Raw genomic sequence first — 22,031 nt, 5'->3', positions numbered from 1 at the left:
GGCAGCGAGGCGTCCCTTTCAGGCGGGCCGGGCTAGCGGCGCCGCTCCAGCAGGACGCCGCATTCGCAGTGGTGCGTCCAGGGGAACTGGTCGAAGAGCGCGAAGCGCACCACCTCATGGGTGCGGGTCAGGGTCTCCAGGTTGTCGGCGAGCGTATCCGGGTTGCAAGAAATATAGACGATACGCTCGTAGTCACTGAGTTGGCGACAGCTGTCCTCGTCGAGCCCGGCCCGCGGCGGGTCGACCAGCACGGTGGAGAAGTCGTAGTCGTCGAGGCCGAACTCGGCGACCCGGCGGCCGCCCTTCTCGCCGCGCAGCGCCTGGGAGAATTCCTCGGCGGACATGCGACCCACGACGGCGTTGTCGACGCCGTTGGCGGCCAGGTTCTCGCGGGCGCTAGCGACCGAGGTGCGCGAGATCTCGGTGGCCAGCACGCGGCGGAAGTTCTCGGCCAGGGCGATGGTGAAGTTGCCGTTGCCGCAGTACAGCTCCACCAGGTCGCGCTCGGCGCTGCCGGCGGTGACGTCCCGGGCCCAGGACAGCATCGAGCGGCAGATCTCGGCGTTGGGCTGGGTGAAGCTGTTCTCGACCTGCTGGTAGACGAGCTCGCGGCCGTCGACGCCGAGCCGCTCCCAGACGTGGTCGCGGGTCAGCACCAGGCGCTGCTTGCGGGCCCGGCCGATGATCATGATGCCCAGCGCCTGCTCCAGCGCGCGGGCCTCGGCCTCCCACGCCTCGTCGAGCTGGCGGTGATAGATCAGCGTCACCAGCGCCTCGCCGGTCAGGGTGGTGAGAAATTCCACCTGGAACAGCCGATGGCGCAGGGTCGGGTTGTCGAGCAGCCGCTCGCGCAGCGCCGGCATCAGCTCGTTGATGCGCCGGCCGGCCACCGGGTAGTCGTCCAGGCGCACCACGGTCTTGTGCTTGGGGTCGTCGGGATCGACCTCGAACATGGCGTAGTAGAGATCGTCGCCCTCGTGCCAGACCCGGAACTCGCAGCGCTGGCGGTAGTGGCTCGAAGGCGACGGATACACCTCCAGCGACGGCGGGTTGAAGCGGGCGAACTGGGCGGTCAGGCGGTCGCGCTTGGCCGCGAGCTGCTCGTCATAGCGGTCGGGGTCGACAACGGGAATGGCCACGGCGGCTCCTGGAAGATGGTCGGTCGAAGGAAATGGTCGAATACGGGCAGAAAAGACGGAAGGCGCGGCGCCCCGAGGGGGATTCGCCTCGGCCTCAGGGCAGCACGAGCGGGTGCGTCTCGACGAAGCCGAAGCCGGCGAGCCCGCGGGCCAGCGCCGGATCGGGGCCGGTGACCCAGCCCCGCTCGACGGCCGGGCGGCGCTGCGGCGCGGCGATCACCTGGCCGGTGCGCCGGGCGATGGCATCGCCGGAGTCGACCCAGCGCACCGGATGCGGCACCGCGGCCTCGAGGCTCTCGCGCAGCAGCGGGAAGTGGGTGCAGCCGAGCACCAGGGTATCGAGATCCGGCAGCTCGGAAAGCGGCGCCAGCACCCGGCGCAGCACCTCGGGGTCCGGCGACTCGCCGGCCACCAGACGCTCGGCCTGGCCCACCAGCGGATCGGCGGCCAGGCGCGTCACCCGGCAATCGCCGGCGAAGGCCTCGATCAGCCGCGCGGTGTAGGGCCGCGCCACGGTGGCGCTGGTGGCGAGCAGGCCGATATGGCGGCTGTCGCTGGCCCCGGCGGCGGGCTTGATCGCCGGCACGGTGCCCACCACCGGCACCGTCAGCCGCTCGCGCAGGGCGTCGAGGGCCAGGGTGCTGGCGGTGTTGCAGGCCACCACCAGCCCGCAGGCGCCGCTGGCGGCCACCGCCGCCTCGCACACGGCGAGGATGCGCGCCACCAGCCAGTCGTCCTCGCGCACGCCGTAGGGCAGCATGGCGTTGTCGCAGGCGTAGGCCAGGGCGACCTCCGGCAGGCGGCGGCGCAGCGCCTCGACCACCGAGAGCCCGCCGACGCCGGAATCGAACACCAGCACCGGCCCCGTCATCGGCACGCCACCACGCGTTCGCCCCCCGGGCGGGTCGGCACGGGGGGCGAAGTGACACTGTGGAGGATCGAGGCGAACATTGGCATCGCAGGCCTTCCGTCAGACGATGCGGCGCATTCTACCTCAGTGGCGCCGGGACTCGAAGCCATCGCCCGGCGGCGGCGACGTGGATCAGGTCACGGGCTCCGGCGCATCGCGCAGCTCGGCGTAGAGCTCGGGATAGGCTTCCTGCAGGCGCTCGAGCTGTGCCGTGGCGCCATCGGGCAGCGCCTCGGCCAGCCGTTCGAGGTCGCCCTCGGCGAAGTGCTCGCGGATCAGCGGGAAGAGCAGCTCGCGCTCGTCGCGCAGATAGGCCCGGTGCGCGTCGAGATAGGCCTTGAGGTCGTCGGCGAAGCGATCCATGGGCATGACGGCATCCATGAGGATCATGTCGAGGTCGCCGGAGAGCCGCTTTAGCTGGGCCTTGAGGGCGCGATAGTCCTGGGCCAGCCGCTCGGTCACCTCCTCGGTCTGCGGGGCCAGCTCCTTCAGGCGCTCGGAGCAGACGCTCTCCAGCGGCTGACTGAAGCCGTCCTGATAATCGAGAATATAATCCACGACTTCCCGCACCAGCTGGAAATTGGGGCGTTCGCCCTCGGCCAGGGTCTTCTGCTTGAGCTGTAGAACGTGCAACATGCGGGCCATGTTGGCATGATCCTGGCGCAGTTGGTTCAGCATGGGCATTGCGGCAGCCTCCTCAATATCGGTCATGGACGGAAGGCACGGGTGTTAGACGCGCCTTCGCCCTCCGGGTTCCTGGCCAATGGCACCGGCCGTCAGGGTTCGCCCACCTCGTTCGGGATCTGGCGATGCCGGGAGCGAATGCCCGACATCGCGTATCCAACATAGCAGCCGTCAGCGAAGGAGTCAGAAATGGACCTGTTCCAGCAGGCCAGCAGCGAGGAGAGCGCCCCCCTGGCTTGGCGCATGCGCCCCCGCCGGCTGGCCGATTACGTGGGTCAGCCGGCGCTGGTCGGCCCCGGCAAGCCGCTGCGCCGCATGGCCGAGGGCGGCCCGGTGCGCTCGATGATCCTGTGGGGCCCGCCGGGCACCGGCAAGACCACCCTGGCCGAGATCCTCGCCGAGGAGTCCGGGGCCCACCTCGAGCGCCTCTCGGCGGTGATGGCCGGGGTCAAGGACATCCGCGCGGCGGTGGACCGCGCCCGCACCGCCCAGGGCCAGGACCGCCCCACCCTGCTGTTCCTCGACGAGATCCACCGGCTCAACAAGAGCCAGCAGGACGCCCTGCTGCCCCATGTCGAGTCCGGCCTGCTGACGCTGATCGGCGCCACCACCGAGAACCCCTCGTTCGAGGTCAACTCGGCGCTGCTGTCCCGGGCCCGGGTGCACGTGCTCAAGTCGCTCACCGACGACGATGTGACCGAGGTGCTCAGGCGCGCGCTCGCCGACGCCGACCGCGGACTGGGCGCCCGCCACATCGCCGTGGACGACGAGGTGCTCGCGCTGCTGGCCCGGGCCGCCGCCGGCGACGCCCGCCGCGCCCTGGGCCTGCTGGAGACCGCCTGCGACTTCACCACGACGGAGGGAAGCGGCGAGCGCCTGCCCCGCGAGGCGCTGGAGGACGTGATCGGCCACCAGGCCAGCGCCTTCGACAAGCAGGGCGACCATTTCTACGACCTGCTCTCGGCGATCCACAAGTCGGTCCGCTCCTCGCGGCCGGACGCCGCCCTGCTCTACATCGCCCGCTTCATGCAGGGCGGCGGCGACCCGCTGGACGTGATCCGCCGGCTGACCGCCATCGCCTCCGAGGACGTCGGCAACGCCGACCCCAAGGCGCTGCCGCTGACCATGGCGGCCTGGGACGCCTACCTGCGTCTCGGCGACCACGAGGGCCAGCGCGCCATCGCCCACGCCGCCGTCCACCTGGCGGTGGCGCCCAAGAGCAACGCCGTCGACCAGGCCTGGCATCGCGCCAAGGCGTTCGCCGCCGCCCAGCCGCGCCTCGAGGTGCCCACCTACCTGCGCAACGCCCCCACCAAGCTGATGGAGTCGCTGGGCCACGGCGACGGCTACCGCTGGGCCCATGCCGAACCCAACAGCTACCCCGCCGGCAGTGCCCATAATTGCTGGCCGGACGACGTGCCCCTCGAGCGCTTCTACGAGCCGACCGCCAACGGCCAGGAGAAGCGCTACGCCCAGATGCTGGAGTGGCGCGCCGAGCTCGACGCCCAGGCCGATCGCGGGGAATAGCGGCAAGCGGCACATCCACGGCGTGCCCCCCCGAAGCAAAAGAAAACCCGAAGGCCAAGGCCTTCGGGTTTTCTTGTAGCTCGGCGCTTGTAGCTCGGCGCTTGTAGCTCGGCGCTTGTAGCTCGGCGCTTACCGCGATTCGCGAATCACGTCGGTGCCTTCCGGCAGCGCCATGTCGAAGCGCGAGTCCTCGACCGACACGTTCTGCTCGACGTCGTCGAATTCGATGGCGGTGCGCTGGCCGGTGCTGTCGGTCATCTGCAGGAAGCCGAGCCGTTCGCCGTAGAAGGTCAGCTTGAGCTCCTCGAACAGGGTGTCGGGGCTCTTCGGCACCAGTTCGAAGGTCTCGGCGGTGCCCTGCTGGCTGCTGGAGACCTCGTAGCTGTCGGTCAGCTGGTCGGCGCTGCCGGACAGCAGCAGCGCCGGGGTGTGGGTCACGCGATCGTCCAGCGGCTGGACGGTGGCCTGCTGGAGGTCGGGGTCGTAGAGCGTGACCTCGTCGCCGTCGGAGACCACGACCTGCTCATAGGGCGCGTTCACCTCCCAGCGGAAGCGGCCCGGGCGCGACAGCCACATGCGGCCGCTGGCCTCCTGCAGGCGCTGGCCGGAGCCGTCGAGGATCTGCTGGTCGAAGTCGGCGACGTAGGTATCCAGCGGCTCGAGCATACGCGCCAGCCGCTCGGCGCCTTCGTCGGCCATGGCGGTCAGCGGGGTCAGGGCCACCAGGGCCAGCGCGGCGAAGGATCGTTTCATGGTCATCTCCTGTTTCCCTGAGGGTCTAGGGCATCCTGCCCGGTAAGACTGCACAAGCCGCAGCGGGTTGCCTCCCCGCCGCGGCTTGCATGGTGGTTGCACGATCGGCGGGCTCAGTCGCCCGCCGGGGGCGGCGCCAGCACCTCGCGGGCGCCGTTGGTACCCATGGTCGAGACCACGCCGGCCGTCTCCATCGCCTCGACCAGGCGCGCCGCCCGGTTGTAGCCGATCTTGAAGCGCCGCTGGACCGCCGAGATGGAGGCCCGACGGCTCTCGGTGACGAAGGCCACCGCCTCGTCGTAGAGGGCGTCCTGCTCGGCGTCGTCGTCGCCGCCACCGCCGCCCTCGGCTTCGAGGCCGGCCAGGGCGTCGGCGGACACGCCGCCGGAGAGGATCTCGTCGATGTACTCCGGCTCGCCGCGACGCTTCCAGTCCTCGACCACCCGATGCACCTCGTCGTCGTCGACGAAGGCACCGTGCACGCGGGTCGGCATGCCGGACCCGGCGGGCAGGTAGAGCATGTCGCCGTGGCCCAGCAGGTTCTCGGCGCCGCCCTGGTCGAGGATGGTGCGCGAGTCGACCCGGGAGGAGACCTGGAACGCCATGCGGGTGGGGATGTTGGCCTTGATCAGGCCGGTCACCACGTCCACCGAGGGCCGCTGGGTGGCGAGGATCAGGTGGATGCCGGCGGCACGGGCCTTCTGGGCCAGGCGCGCGATCAGCTCCTCGACCTTCTTGCCGACGATCATGAACATGTCGGCGAACTCGTCGATCACCACCACGATGTAGGGCAGCTTCTCGAGCACCGGCGGCGCCTGGTGCATCTCCCAGGGCTGCGGTTCCCACAGCGGATCGGCGACCTGGGCCCCGGCGCGCTCGGCCTCGTCGAGCTTGGCGTTGAAGCCGGCGATGTTGCGCACCCCCATGGCGGCCATCAGCTTGTAGCGCCGCTCCATCTCGGCCACGCACCAGCGCAGGGCGTTGGCGGCCTCCTTCATGTCGGTGACCACCGGGGCCAGCAGGTGCGGAATGCCGTCGTAGACCGACAGCTCCAGCATCTTCGGGTCCACCATGATCATGCGGACCTCTTCCGGCTTGGCCTTGAGCAGCATGGAGATCAGCATCGCGTTGACCCCCACCGACTTGCCCGAGCCGGTGGTGCCGGCCACCAAGAGGTGCGGCATCTTGCCGAGGTTGGCGACCACGGCGCCGCCGCCGATATCCTGGCCGAGCGCCATGGTCAGCGCCGAGGCCTCGTGCTGGTAGCGGTCGGAGTCGATCACCTCGCGCAGGCGGATCATGGCGCGGTTGGGGTTGGGGATCTCGATGCCCACCGTGGGCCGGCCCGGGATCACCTCCACCACGCGCACGCTCTTGACCATCAGCGAGCGCGCCAGGTCCTTGGCCAGGTTGCTGATCTTGGAGACCTTCACCCCGGCCGCCGGCTTGATCTCGAAGCGCGTGATCACCGGCCCCGGCCAGGTGTCGACCACCTCGGCCTTGACCCCGTACTCGCGCAGCCGCACCTCCAGCAGTTCGGCCATCTCGGCCAGCTGCTCGTCGGTGTAGTTGGGCTGATGGTCCTGGGGCGGCGTCAGCAGGCGCAGGCTCGGCAGCTCGCCCTCGGGCTCGGCGAACGCCTCCACCTCGGCGCCCTGGTTCTGCAGGTGCTCCACGGTCCACAGCGTCGGGCCGTCGGGCTCGTCGGCGGCCTGACGCGCCTGCTCGGCGGTCGCCACCTGCGCGGCGGGCGTCTCCTGCGGGTGCGGCGTCTCGGTCGACCGCGAGGCGGGCGCGGCCGGCATGGAAGACGACGTCAGCGGCGCCTCGTCATCGTCGTCCGGCAGCACCGGATCGGGGATCACCTCCGGCACCCGGCGCGGCTCGGACCGCTCGGGCGACGGCGTCGATACCGGCTCGCTGCGCTCGCGCTCCGCCGGCGCGGCCGGTTCGGCCGAGGGCTCGCGGGGTGCCGCAGGCTCGTAAGAGGCCTCGGGCGCCTGGGGCTCGGCCGGCTGATTCGGGGCGGGATCGCGCTCGGCCTGGGCCGAGTGGTCGATCTCGTCACGCGACCAGGGCGGCGCGGCGGCCTCGGACGGGGCGGCCTCGGACGGGGCGTCCTCGAACGGTATCCCGGATGACGGACGCTCGGCCGTAGACGGTGCGGGCTCGCGCGGCGGCTCGGCCTCCGGCGCTGGCGCGTGGGACGGGGGCAACGCGGGCTCCCGAGACTCCGGTGCCGGCTCCTCGTTCTTCTCCTCGTTCTCGCGCGACACGAACGACTCGTGCCGCGACTCCCGAGGCTCGACCGGAGCGCTCTCCCGCGGCGCGAAGGCCTGGGGCGACGGCGCGACGGTCTCCCGGGCGGGCTCGGCGGGCGAACGCGCCGCTTCGGGCGACTCGCGACGCGGCGCCGGTTCCCCGGCCTTGGGGTCGGGCTCGACCGCACGAGACGGCGTCGGCGCTGCCGGCCGAGCGTTCTCCGCCGGTGCGGCCGGCGCCTCCGGCTCCGCAGGCTCAGTGGCCCGCAGCGGCATGGCGGCGACGGGCTCGCTGGCCTGGCGCGGCTCGCGGCGTTCGGCGGACAGCGAGAGGCTCGGCTCCTGGGCGGTATAGGCCGCCTCCGGGCGCTTCGCCGAGGGCGTGCGCTCGGGCACCTCCCAGGGAATCTCGGTATTGCCGTCGTCGCCGAAGCCGGGCTCGCGGCGTCCGCTCTCGGCGGCCAGCGCCGGGGCCGGCTCGCGACGCGCCGGCAGCCAGCGGCGCCACCAGGGCGCGCGTTCGGGGATTGCCTCGTCGTCGTGCCCGGGCCGGGCCGAGTCGTCGGCGCTCTTGCCGTCCGGCGAGGCGTCCTTCGCCGGCGCGGGTTCGGCGTCGTCCGCGTCGTCCCGGTTGAAGGCGAAACGCTCGCTGATACCGGCCCACAGCGAAGTGGCACGCCGGCCCAGCTCGTCCATGATGGTCAGCCAGGACCAGCCGCTGAACAGCGGCACGCCGCACAGGATCGCCACCAGCGACAGCAGCGCGGTGCCGCCGGCACCGACCAGCGGCAGCAGCGCACCGACCAGCCCCTCGCCGAGGATGCCGCCGGCCCCGTAAGGCAGCAGGCTCTCGGGATCGTAGAAGTGCAGCGCACCCAGCGTGGTCGAGCCGAGCAGCAGCAGCATCAGGCCGCCGCAGCGCACGGCGAGCGCCGTGGCGTCCCACTCCAGGCGCACCTGCCCGGCGCGGATCAGCCACCAGGCGGCGAAGCCGAGCATCGCCGGCCACCACAAGGCACTCCCGCCGAACAGCGAATAGAGCACGTCGGCCAGCCAGGCGCCGATCTGGCCCATCCAGTTGGCCACGTCGGTCTCGGGGCCGCTGCGCGACCAGCCGGGGTCGTCGGGACGAAAGCTGTACAGCGCCAGCAGCAGGAACACGCAGCTCGCCAGCAGCAGGATCACCACGCCCTCGCGCACCGATCCCTGCAATCGCAGTCCGAAGCGTCTGGCCGTTTCCCTGGCAGTCGCCGCGCGTTCGCGCGGCGACGTGGTTGTCTTCTTGGCACTCAAGCTGCCAACCCCCTTGCGCCGAGATGGCGTCTTCCAAATCCAAGGCCATCAATCATACCGAGCCAGCCGCGCCCGTCACAGGGGGCAGACGACGACTTGAGCCCCGCCACCGCGCCGGTCACACTTGGGCTTCCACGCCCCGAGGATGTCCGCCCCATGCTGCCCTGGCTCCCCGAGCTTCCCGTTCGCTTTCCGCCGGTCGAGTCCGCCCTCGACGACCCCGGCGGCCTGCTGGCCGCCGGCGGCGATCTGAGCCCGGCCTGGCTGCTCAGCGCCTATCGTCACGGCATCTTCCCCTGGTACAGCGAGGGCCAGCCGCTGCTGTGGTGGAGCCCGGACCCGCGCATGGTGCTGTTTCCCGAGGAGGTCCGGGTGCGGCGCAGCCTGGCCAAGCGGCTGCGCAACGGCGGTTTCACAGTCACCGGCGACCGCGCCTTCGAGGCCGTGATCGCCGCCTGCGCGGCGCCGCGTGACGACGAACCCGGCACCTGGATCACGCCCGAGATGGCCCGGGCCTACGGCCGGCTGCATGCGCTGGGCGCGGCGCACTCGGTGGAGGTGTGGCAGGGCGAGACGCTGGTCGGCGGCCTCTACGGCATCGCCCTGGGGCCGGTGTTCTTCGGCGAATCGATGTTCTCGCGAGTGCCCGACGCCTCCAAGGTGGCACTGGCGTGCCTGGCCCGCACCATGGCGGCCGAGGGCGGCCGGCTGATCGACTGCCAGATGCACACCGCGCATCTGGCGAGCCTGGGCGCCCGGGACATCGCCCGGGCGGCGTTCATCGGCTATCTTGATGAGTGGCTGGACGATGCGATGCCGGCGCCACGCAGCGACGCCGAGCTCGCCTTTCCGCCGCCGGCATGGTCGTTCGAACGCCTCGACGCCGCGAGACAGATGCCCCCGGGAGCCACAGGAGGCGGCCGCCTTGAGCAGTAACACGCCCCAACAGCCGATTCGCGACCTGCGGTTCTTCCTGACCGTGCCGCACGCCTGCAGCTATCTGGAGGGACGCGAGGCCACCACCCTGTTCCTGGACCCCCAGGAATCGCCGGGCAGCGGCGTCTACGACTCCCTGGCGCCGCTCGGCTTCCGGCGCAGCGGGCGCCACCTGTACCGCCCCCACTGCGAGGGCTGCAACGCCTGCGTCTCGGTGCGCATCCCGGTCAGGGGCTTCGCCCCCAACCGCACCCAGCGCAAGCTCTACCGCCGCAACGCCGACCTCGAGATCCGCATCCGCCCGGCGCTGTTCGATGCCGAACACTACGGGCTCTACGCCCATTACATCCGCACCCGGCACGCCGACGGCGACATGTACCCGCCCAGCCACGAGCAGTACCGCACCTTCCTGACCCTGAACCAGGACTACGCGCGGATGCTGGAACTGCGCCTCGACGGCCGACTGCTGGCCGTGTCGGCCTTCGATCAGCTCTCCCACGGCCTGTCGGCCATCTACACCTTCTTCGACCCGGCCGAGGAGTTCGACCGCCGCTCACTGGGCACCTACGCGGTCCTGGCACTGGTGGAGCACGCCCGCGCGCTGGGGCTGCCCCACGTCTATCTGGGCTACTGGATCGAGGAGTGCCGCAAGATGGCCTACAAGCAGGCCTTCGCTCCCCTGGAACGGCTCGAGGGACGCCACTGGCGGCGCCTGATCCCGACCTGACGTGGCGGCGCTTTTTGCCTTGACGCCCGGCATGCGGCACAATATCGCGCTATCCTGATCGGCACGAGCGGACACACCGCCATTCGTGCCGCCGTTTGTTATCACCAGCGAGGAATTGCCTATATGGCACGCGAAGACCATATCGAAATGGAAGGCGTCGTCGTCGACACGCTGCCCAACACCATGTTCCGGGTCGAACTCGAGAACGGCCACGTGGTGACCGCCCACATCTCGGGCAAGATGCGCAAGAACTACATCCGCATCCTCACCGGCGACAAGGTCAAGGTCGAGCTGACCCCGTACGACCTGTCCAAGGGCCGCATCGTCTACCGCTCTCGTTAAGAGCGGCTGCGCAGCGCCCACCTCCTGGGCGCCGGCGCCTCCCCCGCCAGCACGGCTCCCAGACGCACAACGCCCCGTCCGAAGACAGGGCGCTGATGGTTGGCGGGAGCGATCGACGCGCCGCCTCAGGGCGCGTCGGCCAGTTCCGACTCCGATGCCAGGTGCAGCTCGCCGTCCTCCACGCTGACGTGCACCACGCCACCGTGCTCGGCCAGCTCGCCGAACAGGATCAGCTCGGCCAGCGGCTTCTTGAGCCTGTCCTGGATCAGGCGCGCCATCGGCCTCGCCCCCATGTCGGGGTCGTACCCCTTCTCGGCCAGCCAGTCCCGGGCCTCGTCGTCCACGTCGAGCTGCACGCGCTTCTCGTCGAGCTGCGCCTGGAGTTCGATCAGGAACTTGTCGACCACGTTGCGCACCACCTCGGTGGGCAGGGCGTGGAACTGGATGATGCCGTCCAGACGGTTGCGGAACTCCGGCGAGAAGGTCTTGCGGATGACCTCCATCGCATCGGTGGAGTGGTCCTGGGTCTGGAAGCCGATCGAGCGCCGCGTGGCCTGCTCGACCCCGGCGTTCGAGGTCATGATCAGGATCACATGGCGGAAGTCCGCCTCGCGGCCGTTGTTGTCGGTCAGGCGGCCGTGGTCCATCACCTGCAGCAGCAGGTTGAAGACTTCCGGGTGCGCCTTCTCGATCTCGTCGAGCAGCAGCACGCAGTGCGGCTGCTTGGTGATCGCCTCGGTCAGCAGGCCGCCCTGGTCATAGCCGACATAGCCCGGAGGCGCGCCGATCAGCCGCGACACGGTGTGGCGCTCCATGTACTCGGACATGTCGAAACGCACCAGGTCGATCCCCATGATATGGGCCAGCTGGCGAGCCACCTCGGTCTTGCCGACCCCGGTGGGGCCGGCGAACAGGAAGCTGCCCACCGGCTTGTCCGGCGCCTTGAGGCCGGCCCGCGACAGCTTGATGGCCGCCGACAGGCCATCGATCGCCTCGTCCTGGCCGAACACCAGCATCTTGAGGTCGCGGTCGATGTTGGCCAGCAGCTTGCGATCGGAGCTGGAGACGCTCTTCGGCGGAATCCGCGCGATGGACGCCACCACGGCCTCGACCTGGTCGGTGTCGATGGTGTCGACGCGCACCTCGGGCGGCAGCAGCCGCTGGTGGGCGCCGGCCTCGTCGATCACGTCGATCGCCTTGTCGGGCAGGTGGCGGTCGTTGATGTAGCGATCCGCCAGCCGCGAGGCGCTTTCCAGCGCGGCGTCGGTGTACTTGAGGCGGTGGTGCTCCTCGAAGCGCGAACGCAGCCCCTTGAGAATGCGGATGGTGTCCTCCACCGAGGGCGCCATGACGTCGACCTTCTGGAAGCGACGGGCCAGCGCACGGTCCTTCTCGAAGATGCCGCGGAACTCCTGGAAGGTGGTGGAGCCGATGCAGCGCAGCTCACCGGAGGACAGCAGCGGCTTGAGCAGGTTGGAGGCATCCATCACGCCGCCCGAGGCCGCCCCGGCGCCGATCACGGTGTGGATCTCGTCGATGAACAGGATGGCGTTGGGCTGCTTGCGCAGCTCCGCCAGCAGCGCCTTGAGACGCTTCTCGAAGTCACCGCGGTACTTGGTGCCGGCCAGCAGCGCGCCCATGTCGAGGGAGTAGACGACGGCGTCACCGATCACCTCGGGCACGTCCTCCTCGACGATGCGCTTGGCCAGCCCCTCGGCGATGGCGGTCTTGCCCACGCCGGCCTCGCCGACCAGCAGCGGGTTGTTCTTGCGCCGCCGGGCGAGGATCTGCACCACCCGCTCGAGCTCGTGATCGCGCCCGATCAGCGGGTCGATCTTGCCCATGCGGGCCTGCTCGTTGAGGTTGGTGGCGTAGCCCGTCAGCGGATTGCCGCCCTGCTCGCTGCCGGCCTCCTCGGCGTCCTCGGCCTCGGGTGACGGCGAGCTCTGGCTCTGGCCGTGACCGGCGACCTTGGAGATGCCGTGGGCGATGTAGTTGACGGCGTCCACCCGGGCCACGTTCTGCTGCTTGAGGAAGTAGACGGCCTGACTCTCCTGCTCGGAGAAGATCGCCACCAGCACGTTGGCGCCGGTCACCTCGCTCTTGCCGGAGGACTGCACGTGGAACACCGCGCGCTGCAGGACGCGCTGGAAGCCCAGCGTCGGCTGGGTCTCGCGGTCGGCCTGATCCTCGGGAATCAGCGGCGTGGTGGAATTGATGAAATCCTGCAGGTCGGACCGCAGCTTATCGAGGTTGGCCCCGCAGGCTCGCAGCACGTCCGCCGCCGAGGCGTTGTCGAGCAGCGCCAGCAGCAGGTGCTCCACGGTCATGAACTCGTGACGCTTGGAGCGCGCCACGGTGAAGGCCGTGTTCAGGGTCAGTTCAAGTTCTTTGCTCAGCATGGCAGTCCCCTTCTCGCCGCTTAGGGCTTGCGTCGGATCCTTCTGGGTCCGGCATCATCAACATCGAGCACAAACATCGGCGTTGCAAGTCGCCCCGCCAACGCTGGCGATTTCCTTACTTCGACACGCCGACGCTCAATCCGTTGCCTCGATGTCGCACAGCAGTGGATGCTGGCACTCCCGGGCGTATTCGTTGACCTGATGGCTCTTGGTCTCGGCGATGTCGCGAGTAAAGACCCCGCAGGTCGCCTTGCCCTGGGTATGCACGGCCAGCATGATCTGCACCGCTTTCTCATTGTCCATGTTGAAGAACGTCTGCAACACTTCCACAACGAACTCCATGGGGGTGAAGTCGTCGTTGTGCAAGACCACCTTGTACATCGGCGGCTGCGCCAGCGCCGGCTCCGACGCCTGTACCGCCAGGTCGTCATCGCCCTCCTCGTCCGGCCCCGGGGGGCGCGTCATGCCAGCATGAACCGACGCGCGCGGCGCCGTCATGCCCTCTTCCTGTGTCTTGAACATAATCTTCACTGTCGCTATCGACAAGCCGGCCGTTGCCGGGCATTCCAACCGTGTTTGGACGCCGGCGTGACGACCGGGTTCATCGGGGTTCGTTCACTGTGCCGTCTTTGTCCGCCGCCAGCAATGCAACGGCCCCCGCCCGGGAACGGGCGGGGGCCGGAACACGTCGTCAACGTGCCTGTCGCGGGGCGGTCGCGCTTAGCGCTCGGCCACCAGCTCCAGGGCCGCGTTGAGGGTGCGGCTGGGGCGCATCACGGCGTCGGCCAGCTCGCCGTTGGCGTGATAGTAGCCACCGATGTCGACCGCCTGACCCTGCACGGCGTTGAGCTCCTCGACGATGACCGCTTCCTTGGCGGTCAGCTCGGCGGCGAGCTTGCCGAACAGCGCCTTCAGCTCGGCGTCCTCGTCCTGGGCGGCCAGCGCCTCGGCCCAGTACATGGCCAGGTAGAAGTGGCTGCCGCGGTTGTCGAGCTCACCGACCTTGCGCGACGGCGACTTGTTGCTGTCGAGGAACTTGCCGTTGGCCTCGTCCAGCGCCTTGGCCAGCACGCGGGCACGGGCGTTGTCGAAGGTCTTGCCCAGATGCTCGAGGGACGCGGCCAGGGCCAGGAACTCGCCCAGCGAATCCCAGCGCAGGTGGTTCTCCTCGAGCAGCTGCTGGACGTGCTTCGGCGCGGAGCCGCCGGCGCCGGTCTCGAACAGGCCGCCGCCGTTCATCAGCGGCACGATGGACAGCATCTTGGCGCTGGTGCCGAGCTCCATGATCGGGAACAGGTCGGTCAGGTAGTCGCGCAGCACGTTGCCGGTCACCGAGATGGTGTCCTCGCCGCGACGGATGCGCTCGAGGGAGAGCTCCATCGCCTCGACCGGCGCCATGATGCGGATGTCCAGGCCGTCGGTGTCGTGATCCTTGAGGTAGGCCTCGACCTTGTTGATCAGCTGGGCGTCGTGGGCGCGCTCGGCGTCGAGCCAGAATACCGCCGGGGCGCCGCTCTCGCGGGCGCGGGACACGGCCAGCTTGACCCAGTCACGGATCGGCGCGTCCTTGGTCTGGCACATGCGCCAGATGTCGCCCTCTTCCACCGCGTGCTCGAACAGCACCTCGCCGGCCTCGTCGGTCACGCGCACGGTGCCATCGGCGGGAATCTGGAAGGTCTTGTCGTGGGAGCCGTACTCTTCGGCCTTCTGCGCCATCAGGCCGACGTTGGGCACGCTGCCCATGGTGGTCGGATCGAAGGCGCCGTTCTTCTTGCAGTCCTCGATGGTGGCCTGGTAGATGCCGGCATAGCAGCGATCCGGGATCACCGCCTTGGTGTCGTGCAGGGCGTCATCGGCGCCCCACATCTTGCCGGAATCGCGGATCATCGCCGGCATGGAGGCGTCGATGATCACGTCGCTCGGCACGTGCAGGTTGGTGATGCCCTTGTAGGAATCGACCATGGCCAGGCTCGGGCGCTCGGCGTACAGCGCCTCGACGTCGGCCTCGATCTCGGCCTGCTTGTCGGCCGGCAGCTTGGCCATGGTGGCGTACAGGTCGCCGATGCCGTTGGTGGCGTCGAAACCGACCTCTTCCAGCGCCTCGGCGTGCTTCTCGAGCACGTCGCGGTAGAACTCGTCGACCACCATGCCGAACATGATCGGGTCGGAGACCTTCATCATGGTCGCCTTGAGGTGCAGGGAGAACAGCACGCCCTGGGCCTTGGCGTCGGCGATCTGCTCGGCGACGAAGGCGGACAGCGCCTTGCGGCTCATCATGGCGCCGTCGATCACCTCGCCGGCCAGCACCGGGGTGCGCTCCTTGAGCACGCTGACGCTGCCGTCCTGGCCGACCAGCTCGATCTTGAGCGCGCCGTCGGCGCCGATCACGGCGGACTTCTCGCTGCCGTAGAAGTCACCCTCGCTCATGTGGGCGACGTGGGAGCGCGAATCGGCCTGCCACTCGCCCATGCGGTGCGGGTACTTGCTGGCGTAGTTCTTGACCGAGCGCGGCGCGCGACGGTCGCTGTTGCCCTCGCGCAGCACCGGGTTCACGGCACTGCCCTTGACGCGGTCGTAGCGGGCCTTGGCCTCGCGCTCGGCATCGCTGCTCGGCTCGTCCGGGTAGTCGGGCAGCGCATAGCCCTGGCCCTGGAGTTCCTTGATGGCGGCCTTGAGCTGCGGCAGGGAGGCGCTGATGTTGGGCAGCTTGATGATGTTGGCTTCCGGCGTCTTGGCCAGATCGCCCAGCTCGGCCAGGTGATCGCCCAGCTGCTGCTCGTCGGTCAGGACATCGGGGAACTGCGAGATGATACGCCCGGCCAGGGAGATATCACGGGTCTCGACGGTGATGCCGGCGGAATCGGTGTAGGCGTCGATGATCGGCAACAGGGAATGGGTCGCCAGAGCCGGCGCTTCGTCGGTCAGCGTATAGATAATCTTCGGCGTTTTGGACATGTGGCGTAGATCTCTCTGGTCACTGCGGTACATGAAACGGATCGAAGCGCACACTCTCGATGTCGGCAACACGGGCAACCAGGGCGACCGCCGCTCGGCACGATCGCCGACACTGCGGCATCGGCCATCCCTCTGAGCGGGTCACGCCAGGCCCGGAAAATGACGAGGGCGCTCCGGCGAGCGTCGCGCAGTATACCAGCCCGCCGCCCACGACGCATGGCAGCGATCGTCGCCGATCCCTGCCATCCCGCCGCGCCGGGCGGTAAGATAGGCCCATGAGCCGCTTATATCTCTTTCACAAGCCCTATCGGGTGCTGTGCCAGTTCACCGACAAGGGCGACGCCGAGGGCACGCCCCGCGCCACCCTGGCCGACTATCTCGACGTGCCCGGCATCTATCCGGCGGGCCGACTCGACCACGACTCCGAGGGCCTGCTGCTGCTCTCCGACGACGGCGAGCTGATCCACCGCATCAGCCACCCGCGCCACAAGCAGCCCAAGACCTATCGCGTGCAGGTCGAGGGCCGGCCCGACGATGCCGCTCTGGACGCCCTGCGCCGTGGGGTCGAGCTCAAGGACGGCCCGACCCGGCCGGCCCGGGTCCGCCGCCTCGAGGCCAGCGAGCTGCCCGAGCGCGAGCCGCCGCTGGACCCGAAGCGCCACCCCGACACCTCCTGGCTGGAGCTGGTCATCTCCGAGGGCCGCAATCGCCAGGTGAGGCGCATGACCGCCCATGTCGGGCACCCCACCCTGCGCCTGGTGCGGGTGGCGATCGGCCCCTGGTCGCTCGACGGCCTGGCCCCCGGCGAATGGCGCCGCGAGACCCTGCACGCGCCCGCGCCGCCCTCGAACCGTCGCGACAGCGGCCGCCGGGACGCCGGCCGCCGGGACGGCAAGCCACGCCCCGGCGGGAGGACGCGCCGATGAGTCGCTGGCACCCCCTCGTCACCGTGGCCACCGTGGTCGAACGCGCCGGACGCTTCCTGATCGTCGAGGAGGACCGGGGCGGGCCGCACACCGTCTTCAACCAGCCCGCCGGGCACCTGGAACCGGACGAGCGCATCCAGGACGCCGCCCTGCGCGAGCTGCGCGAGGAAACCGCCTGGCAGGTCGGTCTCAGCGACTATCTGGGCATCTACGTCTACCGGGCGCCGGACGGCACCACCTTCCACAGCCACGGCTTCTACGGCATGGCGCTGGCCCGGCTGGGCAACGAGCTGGACCCGGCGATACTCGCCACCCACTGGGTGACGCTGGAGGAGCTGGAGGCGCTGGAGCGCCTGGGCCGGCTGCGCAGCCCGCTGGTGCTGCGCCGCGTGCGCGACGCCCTGGCCGGGCGCTTCTATCCCATGGACGTGATCCACGAACGATAGCCGCGCAAGCCGCCCCGAGACGACACCGATGGCGCTCGAAGCGCGCCATCGGTGTCGTGTATAATCCCGCCCATTTGCGACCACCCCAATCCGAGAGCGTCATGACAGCCACCCAAGGCAAGGTGATCGTCGGCATGTCCGGCGGCGTCGATTCCTCCGTCTCCGCCCTGCTCCTGCTCGAGCAGGGCTATGAGGTCGAGGGCCTGTTCATGAAGAACTGGGACGAGGACGACGGCACCGAATACTGCACCGCCAAGGAAGACCTGGCGGACGCCGAGGCCGTATGCGCCAAGCTCGGCATCACGCTGCACACCGCCAACTTCGCCGCCGAGTACTGGGACAACGTCTTCGAGCACTTCCTGGCCGAATACCAGGCCGGGCGCACGCCGAATCCGGACATCCTCTGCAACCGCGAGATCAAGTTCAAGGTGTTCCTCGAGTACGCCGAGATGCTCGGCGCCGAGCGCATCGCCACCGGCCACTACGTGCGTGGCGGCCACGCCCGCGGCGAGCTCGACGGGGTCGAGCGCCCGCGGCTGCTCAAGGGGCTCGACGCCAACAAGGACCAGAGCTACTTCCTGCACGCCGTGCCCGAGGCGGCCATCGCCCGCACCCTGTTCCCGGTCGGCGAGCTGGAGAAGCCCGAGGTCCGCGCCCTGGCCGAGCGCCATGACCTGGTGACCGCGCGCAAGAAGGACTCCACCGGCATCTGCTTCATCGGCGAGCGCCGCTTCCGCGACTTCCTGCAGCAGTACCTGCCCGCCCAGCCCGGCACCATCGAGACCCCGGACGGCGACGTCATCGGCGAGCACATGGGCCTGATGTACTACACCCTCGGCCAGCGCCAGGGGCTCGGCATCGGCGGGCTCGCCAACTACTCCGACGCGCCCTGGTTCGTGGCCGACAAGGACCTCGAGCGCAACGTGCTGGTGGCCGTGCAGGGCAAGCATCACCCGCTGCTCTACACCGACAGCCTGGCCACCGAGCCGATGGACTGGGTCGCCGGCGAGCCGCCGGCCGCCGAGGGCCGCCTCACCGCCAAGACCCGCTACCGCCAGGAAGACGTGGCCTGCCGCTTCGAGACCACCGAGGACGGCGGCGTGCGGGTGCGCTTCGACGAGCCCCAACGCGCCGTGACCCCCGGCCAGTCGCTGGTGCTCTACGACGGCGAGATCTGCCTGGGCGGCGGCGTGATCAAGGCCATCTGGAACGCCGAGGAGCGCGCGCGATGAACGGCACCACGCCCATTCACCGCGCCCCCGACTCGCCCGTCGCCCGCCAGGCCCTGGCACTGGCCGGGGTCTTCCAGGCCGCCAGCCAGGTCGACCAGCTGGCCCGCACCGGCCAGGTCGACCAGCGCGCCTGGGAGACCCTGATCCACGCCACCCTGGACACCGACCCGGCCAGCTTCGAGGCCATCTACGGCGGCCATCCCAACAACCTGCGCCAGGGCATCGAGACCCTGGAGGGCATGCTGGGCCGCCGCCAGGCCAACCCGGTGGTGATGCGCTATGGTTTCTCGCTGCTGATGCTGATGAGCAAGCTGAGAAACGACGCCGACATGATGGACAACCTGGGCACCCGGCTGACCCGCATCCAGGGCCAGGCCGAGCACTTCGGCGAGACCCACGAGAACGTGGTCGCCAGCCTCGGCGAGGCCTACCAGGACACCATCTCCACCTTCAAGAGCCGGATCGTCGTCCAGGGCGATCCCTCGCTGCTGCAGAGCCGCATGATGCCCGAGCGCGTGCGCGCCTGCCTGCTGACCGGCATCCGCTTCGCGCTGCTGTGGCACCAGCAGGGCGGCCGCCGCTGGAAGCTGATGTTCCAGCGCGGCGCCCTCAAGAAGGCCCTGGACGAGCTGAACTGATTTCCCTCACTGATTTCTCCACCACGCCACCCGGAATGCGACCATGCAGCCCAAGTCACTCCCCCTGACCGCCCTCACCGCCCTCTCTCCCGTCGACGGCCGCTACGGCAGCAAGGCCGAGGCCCTGCGCGAGCACTTCAGCGAGTTCGGCCTGATCCGTGCCCGCGTCATCGTCGAGGCCCGCTGGCTGCAGCGCCTGGCCGAGCAGCCGCAGATCACCGAGGTGCCGCCGCTCTCCGCCGGGGCCACCGCGGCGCTGGACGCCATGGTCCGCGACTTCTCCGTGGAAGACGCCGAGCGCATCAAGGACATCGAGCGCACCACCAACCATGACGTCAAGGCGGTCGAGTACTTCATCAAGGAGCGCATCGCCGACCAGCCCGAGCTGCACGCCATCACCGAGTTCGTGCACTTCGCCTGCACCAGCGAGGACATCAACAACCTGTCCCACGCGCTGATGCTGCGCGGCGGCCTGGATGCGCTGCTGCCGGTGATGCACCAGGTGGCCGACGAGGTGGCCCGCCTGGCCGAGGAACACGCCGCCCAGCCGATGCTGTCGCGCACCCACGGCCAAACCGCCAGCCCCACCACCCTCGGCAAGGAGATGGCCAACGTCGCCTACCGGCTGCGTCGCCAGCTCAAGCAGATCGAGAGCGTGGAGCTGTTCGGCAAGATCAACGGCGCCGTGGGCAACTACAACGCCCACCTGGCGACCTACCCGGAGGTCGACTGGGAAGCCAACGCCCGCACCTTCGTCGAGGGCCTGGGCCTGACCTTCAACCCCTACACCACCCAGATCGAGCCGCACGACTACATCGCCGAGCTGTTCGACGCCGTGTGCCGCTTCAACACCGTGCTGATCGACTTCGACCGCGACGTCTGGGGCTACATCTCGCTGGGCTACTTCAAGCAGAAGACCGTGGCCGGCGAGATCGGCTCCTCGACCATGCCGCACAAGGTCAACCCGATCGACTTCGAGAACTCCGAGGGCAACCTGGGGCTCTCCAACGCCGTGCTGGGTCACCTGGCCGAGAAGCTGCCGATCTCCCGCTGGCAGCGCGACCTGACCGACTCCACCGTGCTGCGCAACCTGGGCGTCGGCATGGCCTACGCGCTGGTGGCCTACCAGGCCTCGCTGAAGGGCATCGGCAAGCTCGAGGCCAACCCGGCCCGCCTGGCCGAGGACCTCGACAACAGCTGGGAAGTGCTGGCCGAGCCGATCCAGACCGTGATGCGTCGCTACGGCATCGAGAAGCCCTACGAGAAGCTCAAGGAGCTGACCCGCGGCAAGCGCATCGACCAGGCCGGCTTCGCCGCCTTCATCGACACCCTGGAGCTGCCGGCCGAGGTGAAGGGCGAGCTCAAGCAGCTGACCCCGGCCAACTACATCGGCAACGCCGAGGCCCAGGCGCGCAATCTGTAAGCCAGGCCATGCATTGGGCCGGCCATGATGGAGGCGGGCCCGGGGCTACCCCGGGGACAAGTCTGCGAGAAGACGCCGTGAATACGTCCTTGTAGGCTCCCGACGCCATCCATGGCGTAGGAGCTTCTCTACGGCTTGCCCCCGGCGCCCCTCGTCAGCCGGCCACCACATGCTAGTATCCCGACAGGCGCCACTCGGCGCCTGTCGCCGTTTCACCCCTTCGCGAGCGCGAGCCAATGTCACGACAGTCCCGAGACGAACCCCTCACCCTGCTCGGCGGCCGCACCGCCGCCGACTTCCTGCGCGACCACTGGCAGCGCCGGCCGCTGCTGATCCGCGGCGCCATCCCCGACTTCCAGAGCCCGCTCGAGCCCGACGAGCTCGCCGGCCTGGCCTGCGAGGACAACATCGAGGCGCGCCTGGTCGAGGAGCAAGGCCCCGACGGCCCCTGGCAGGTCAGCCACGGCCCCTTCAGTGATGCCACCTTCGCCCGCCTGCCGGAGCGGGACTGGACCCTGCTGGTCCAGGCCGTGGACCACTACGTGCCCGAGGTCGCCGAGCTGCTCGAGACCTTCGACTTCCTGCCCGGCTGGCGCCTCGACGACATCATGGTCAGCTACGCCCCGCCGGGCGGCAGCGTCGGCCCCCACGTCGACCAGTACGACGTCTTCCTGCTCCAGGGCAGCGGCCAGCGCCGCTGGCAGCTCGGCGGCAGGGTCGACGACGACGCCCCGATCCTCAAGGGCATCGACCTGCGCATCCTCGAGACCTTCGAGGTCGAGCCCGACGCCGACTGGGTGCTGGAACCGGGCGACATGCTCTACCTGCCGCCGGGCTGGGCCCATCACGGCGTCAGCCAGTCCAGCGACTGCATGACCTTCTCGGTGGGCTTCCGCGCCCCCTCCGCCGACGAGGCCGTGACCTCCTACGCCGACTACATCGGCGAGCAGCTGCCGCCCTCGCTGCGCTACGCCGACGCCGGCATGACGCCGCCCGCCGACCCGGCCGAGCTCGACGATGCCGCCCTCGAGCGCATGCGCGCGCTGATCCTCGAGACCCTGGACGACCCGGCCCAGCTGGCCCAGTGGTTCGGCCGCGTGATGACCCAGCCCAAGTACGTCGACCAGCTGGTGGCCAGCGAGACGCCCACCGACCCGGACGACCTTGTCGCCGCACTACAGGAAGGCGAGACGCTGGAACGCCCGCCCGGCTCGCGCTTCGCCTGGCGCGCGCTGGACGACGCACGCGCTACCCTGTTCGCCGACGGCGACGGCGTCGAGTGCTCGATCGCCCTGGCCCGCGCCCTGGCGGGCGGCGAGCCGGTCGACGCCGAGCTGCTGGCCTTCGACGACGCCCCGCACGTGCTGACCCACCTGCTCGACGCCGGCAGCCTGGCCTGGTGGAGCGACGAACAAGAATGAACACGGAGGAGTGAGC

18 protein-coding genes are annotated in these 22,031 nt (G+C 69.6%); 10 read left to right on the top strand and 8 right to left on the bottom strand.

Annotation, left to right across the window (positions count from 1 at the left end):
* Positions 1-32: 32 nt before the first annotated feature.
* The 3 genes from trmA to FIU88_RS06195 form a co-directional block, all read right to left on the bottom strand.
* The gene (gene trmA / locus FIU88_RS06205) at positions 33-1,139 is read right to left on the bottom strand and encodes a tRNA (uridine(54)-C5)-methyltransferase TrmA (protein ID WP_152478573.1); all 1,107 of its coding nucleotides are present in this window, start codon (positions 1,137-1,139) and stop codon (positions 33-35) included.
* A 94-nt stretch (positions 1,140-1,233) separates the two neighbouring features.
* Entirely contained in the window at positions 1,234-2,010 is a 777-nt protein-coding gene (murI, locus tag FIU88_RS06200; RefSeq protein ID WP_152480148.1) for a glutamate racemase, read from the bottom strand.
* A 171-nt stretch (positions 2,011-2,181) separates the two neighbouring features.
* Positions 2,182-2,727 (bottom strand): hemerythrin domain-containing protein, encoded by a 546-nt coding sequence (locus FIU88_RS06195; RefSeq protein WP_026068546.1) that lies wholly within the window; start codon positions 2,725-2,727, stop codon positions 2,182-2,184.
* A gap of 195 nt (positions 2,728-2,922) precedes the next feature.
* Between FIU88_RS06195 and FIU88_RS06190 the strand changes: the two genes are divergently transcribed.
* On the top strand, positions 2,923-4,260 hold the full coding sequence (locus FIU88_RS06190) for a replication-associated recombination protein A (protein ID WP_152478572.1): 1,338 nt from the start codon (positions 2,923-2,925) through the stop codon (positions 4,258-4,260).
* A 129-nt stretch (positions 4,261-4,389) separates the two neighbouring features.
* Here the strand turns inward: FIU88_RS06190 and lolA are convergent, their stop codons facing one another.
* Positions 4,390-5,019, bottom strand: coding sequence for an outer membrane lipoprotein chaperone LolA (gene lolA, locus FIU88_RS06185; protein WP_152478571.1), 630 nt, complete (start codon positions 5,017-5,019; stop codon positions 4,390-4,392).
* 107 nt (positions 5,020-5,126) lie between these two features.
* Positions 5,127-8,486 (bottom strand): DNA translocase FtsK, encoded by a 3,360-nt coding sequence (locus tag FIU88_RS06180; RefSeq protein ID WP_152478570.1) that lies wholly within the window; start codon positions 8,484-8,486, stop codon positions 5,127-5,129.
* 237 nt (positions 8,487-8,723) lie between these two features.
* Between FIU88_RS06180 and aat the strand changes: the two genes are divergently transcribed.
* The 3 genes from aat (at position 8,724) to infA (ending at position 10,572) form a co-directional block, all read left to right on the top strand.
* Positions 8,724-9,503: a leucyl/phenylalanyl-tRNA--protein transferase gene (gene aat, locus FIU88_RS06175; RefSeq protein ID WP_152478569.1), complete on the top strand. Its 780-nt coding sequence runs from the start codon at positions 8,724-8,726 to the stop codon at positions 9,501-9,503.
* Positions 9,493-10,230 (top strand): arginyltransferase, encoded by a 738-nt coding sequence (locus FIU88_RS06170; RefSeq protein WP_016855971.1) that lies wholly within the window; start codon positions 9,493-9,495, stop codon positions 10,228-10,230. Before aat ends, FIU88_RS06170 begins: the two co-directional genes overlap by 11 nt.
* Positions 10,231-10,353: 123 nt before the next feature.
* On the top strand, positions 10,354-10,572 hold the full coding sequence (infA, locus tag FIU88_RS06165) for a translation initiation factor IF-1 (protein WP_013332816.1): 219 nt from the start codon (positions 10,354-10,356) through the stop codon (positions 10,570-10,572).
* Positions 10,573-10,697: 125 nt separating this feature from the next.
* Here the strand turns inward: infA and clpA are convergent, their stop codons facing one another.
* The 3 genes from clpA to FIU88_RS06150 all read right to left on the bottom strand — a co-directional run bounded on the left by clpA (position 10,698) and on the right by FIU88_RS06150 (position 15,929).
* Positions 10,698-12,974: an ATP-dependent Clp protease ATP-binding subunit ClpA gene (gene clpA / locus FIU88_RS06160; RefSeq protein ID WP_016855970.1), complete on the bottom strand. Its 2,277-nt coding sequence runs from the start codon at positions 12,972-12,974 to the stop codon at positions 10,698-10,700.
* 135 nt (positions 12,975-13,109) lie between these two features.
* Entirely contained in the window at positions 13,110-13,472 is a 363-nt protein-coding gene (clpS, locus tag FIU88_RS06155; protein WP_172977750.1) for an ATP-dependent Clp protease adapter ClpS, read from the bottom strand.
* A 222-nt stretch (positions 13,473-13,694) separates the two neighbouring features.
* Positions 13,695-15,929, bottom strand: coding sequence for an NADP-dependent isocitrate dehydrogenase (locus FIU88_RS06150; RefSeq protein WP_152478568.1), 2,235 nt, complete (start codon positions 15,927-15,929; stop codon positions 13,695-13,697).
* Positions 15,930-16,204: 275 nt separating this feature from the next.
* On the opposite strand from FIU88_RS06150, the gene FIU88_RS06145 reads away from it, so the two are divergent.
* The 6 genes from FIU88_RS06145 to FIU88_RS06120 all read left to right on the top strand — a co-directional run bounded on the left by FIU88_RS06145 (position 16,205) and on the right by FIU88_RS06120 (position 22,015).
* Positions 16,205-16,855, top strand: a complete 651-nt coding sequence (locus FIU88_RS06145; protein ID WP_152478567.1) for a pseudouridine synthase — start codon at positions 16,205-16,207, stop codon at positions 16,853-16,855.
* Complete coding sequence (locus FIU88_RS06140) at positions 16,852-17,301, top strand: NUDIX domain-containing protein (protein WP_016855966.1); 450 nt, start codon at positions 16,852-16,854, stop codon at positions 17,299-17,301. The genes FIU88_RS06145 and FIU88_RS06140 overlap by 4 nt, the downstream gene beginning before the upstream one ends.
* A gap of 101 nt (positions 17,302-17,402) precedes the next feature.
* Positions 17,403-18,533: a tRNA 2-thiouridine(34) synthase MnmA gene (mnmA, locus tag FIU88_RS06135; protein ID WP_016855965.1), complete on the top strand. Its 1,131-nt coding sequence runs from the start codon at positions 17,403-17,405 to the stop codon at positions 18,531-18,533.
* Positions 18,530-19,171, top strand: coding sequence for a high frequency lysogenization protein HflD (gene hflD, locus FIU88_RS06130; RefSeq protein WP_152478566.1), 642 nt, complete (start codon positions 18,530-18,532; stop codon positions 19,169-19,171). The genes mnmA and hflD overlap by 4 nt, the downstream gene beginning before the upstream one ends.
* Before the next feature lie 43 nt (positions 19,172-19,214).
* Positions 19,215-20,594: an adenylosuccinate lyase gene (purB, locus tag FIU88_RS06125; RefSeq protein ID WP_152478565.1), complete on the top strand. Its 1,380-nt coding sequence runs from the start codon at positions 19,215-19,217 to the stop codon at positions 20,592-20,594.
* Between the two features lie 236 nt (positions 20,595-20,830).
* Entirely contained in the window at positions 20,831-22,015 is a 1,185-nt protein-coding gene (locus FIU88_RS06120; RefSeq protein ID WP_152478564.1) for a cupin domain-containing protein, read from the top strand.
* Positions 22,016-22,031 lie beyond the last annotated feature (16 nt).

Source organism: Halomonas sp. THAF12 (assembly GCF_009363675.1).
In the GTDB taxonomy this organism is placed as follows: domain Bacteria; phylum Pseudomonadota; class Gammaproteobacteria; order Pseudomonadales; family Halomonadaceae; genus Halomonas; species Halomonas smyrnensis.
The sequence above is the reverse complement of the archived record's forward strand: the minus strand, read 5'-3'. Positions and strand labels throughout refer to the sequence as shown.

Excerpts from the sequence above, each read along its gene's own strand:
- FIU88_RS06150 (WP_152478568.1), bottom strand. The coding sequence starts at position 15,929 with ATGTCCAAAACGCCGAAGATTATCTATACGCTGACCGACGAAGCGCCG.
- FIU88_RS06195 (WP_026068546.1), bottom strand. The coding sequence starts at position 2,727 with ATGCTGAACCAACTGCGCCAGGATCATGCCAACATGGCCCGCATGTTG.
- clpA (WP_016855970.1), bottom strand. The coding sequence starts at position 12,974 with ATGCTGAGCAAAGAACTTGAACTGACCCTGAACACGGCCTTCACCGTG.
- FIU88_RS06145 (WP_152478567.1), top strand. The coding sequence starts at position 16,205 with ATGAGCCGCTTATATCTCTTTCACAAGCCCTATCGGGTGCTGTGCCAG.
- purB (WP_152478565.1), top strand. The coding sequence starts at position 19,215 with ATGCAGCCCAAGTCACTCCCCCTGACCGCCCTCACCGCCCTCTCTCCC.
- aat (WP_152478569.1), top strand. The coding sequence starts at position 8,724 with ATGCTGCCCTGGCTCCCCGAGCTTCCCGTTCGCTTTCCGCCGGTCGAG.
- mnmA (WP_016855965.1), top strand. The coding sequence starts at position 17,403 with ATGACAGCCACCCAAGGCAAGGTGATCGTCGGCATGTCCGGCGGCGTC.
- murI (WP_152480148.1), bottom strand. The coding sequence starts at position 2,010 with ATGACGGGGCCGGTGCTGGTGTTCGATTCCGGCGTCGGCGGGCTCTCG.
- lolA (WP_152478571.1), bottom strand. The coding sequence starts at position 5,019 with ATGACCATGAAACGATCCTTCGCCGCGCTGGCCCTGGTGGCCCTGACC.
- FIU88_RS06120 (WP_152478564.1), top strand. The coding sequence starts at position 20,831 with ATGTCACGACAGTCCCGAGACGAACCCCTCACCCTGCTCGGCGGCCGC.
- FIU88_RS06140 (WP_016855966.1), top strand. The coding sequence starts at position 16,852 with ATGAGTCGCTGGCACCCCCTCGTCACCGTGGCCACCGTGGTCGAACGC.
- hflD (WP_152478566.1), top strand. The coding sequence starts at position 18,530 with ATGAACGGCACCACGCCCATTCACCGCGCCCCCGACTCGCCCGTCGCC.
- FIU88_RS06190 (WP_152478572.1), top strand. The coding sequence starts at position 2,923 with ATGGACCTGTTCCAGCAGGCCAGCAGCGAGGAGAGCGCCCCCCTGGCT.
- clpS (WP_172977750.1), bottom strand. The coding sequence starts at position 13,472 with ATGACGGCGCCGCGCGCGTCGGTTCATGCTGGCATGACGCGCCCCCCG.
- infA (WP_013332816.1), top strand. The coding sequence starts at position 10,354 with ATGGCACGCGAAGACCATATCGAAATGGAAGGCGTCGTCGTCGACACG.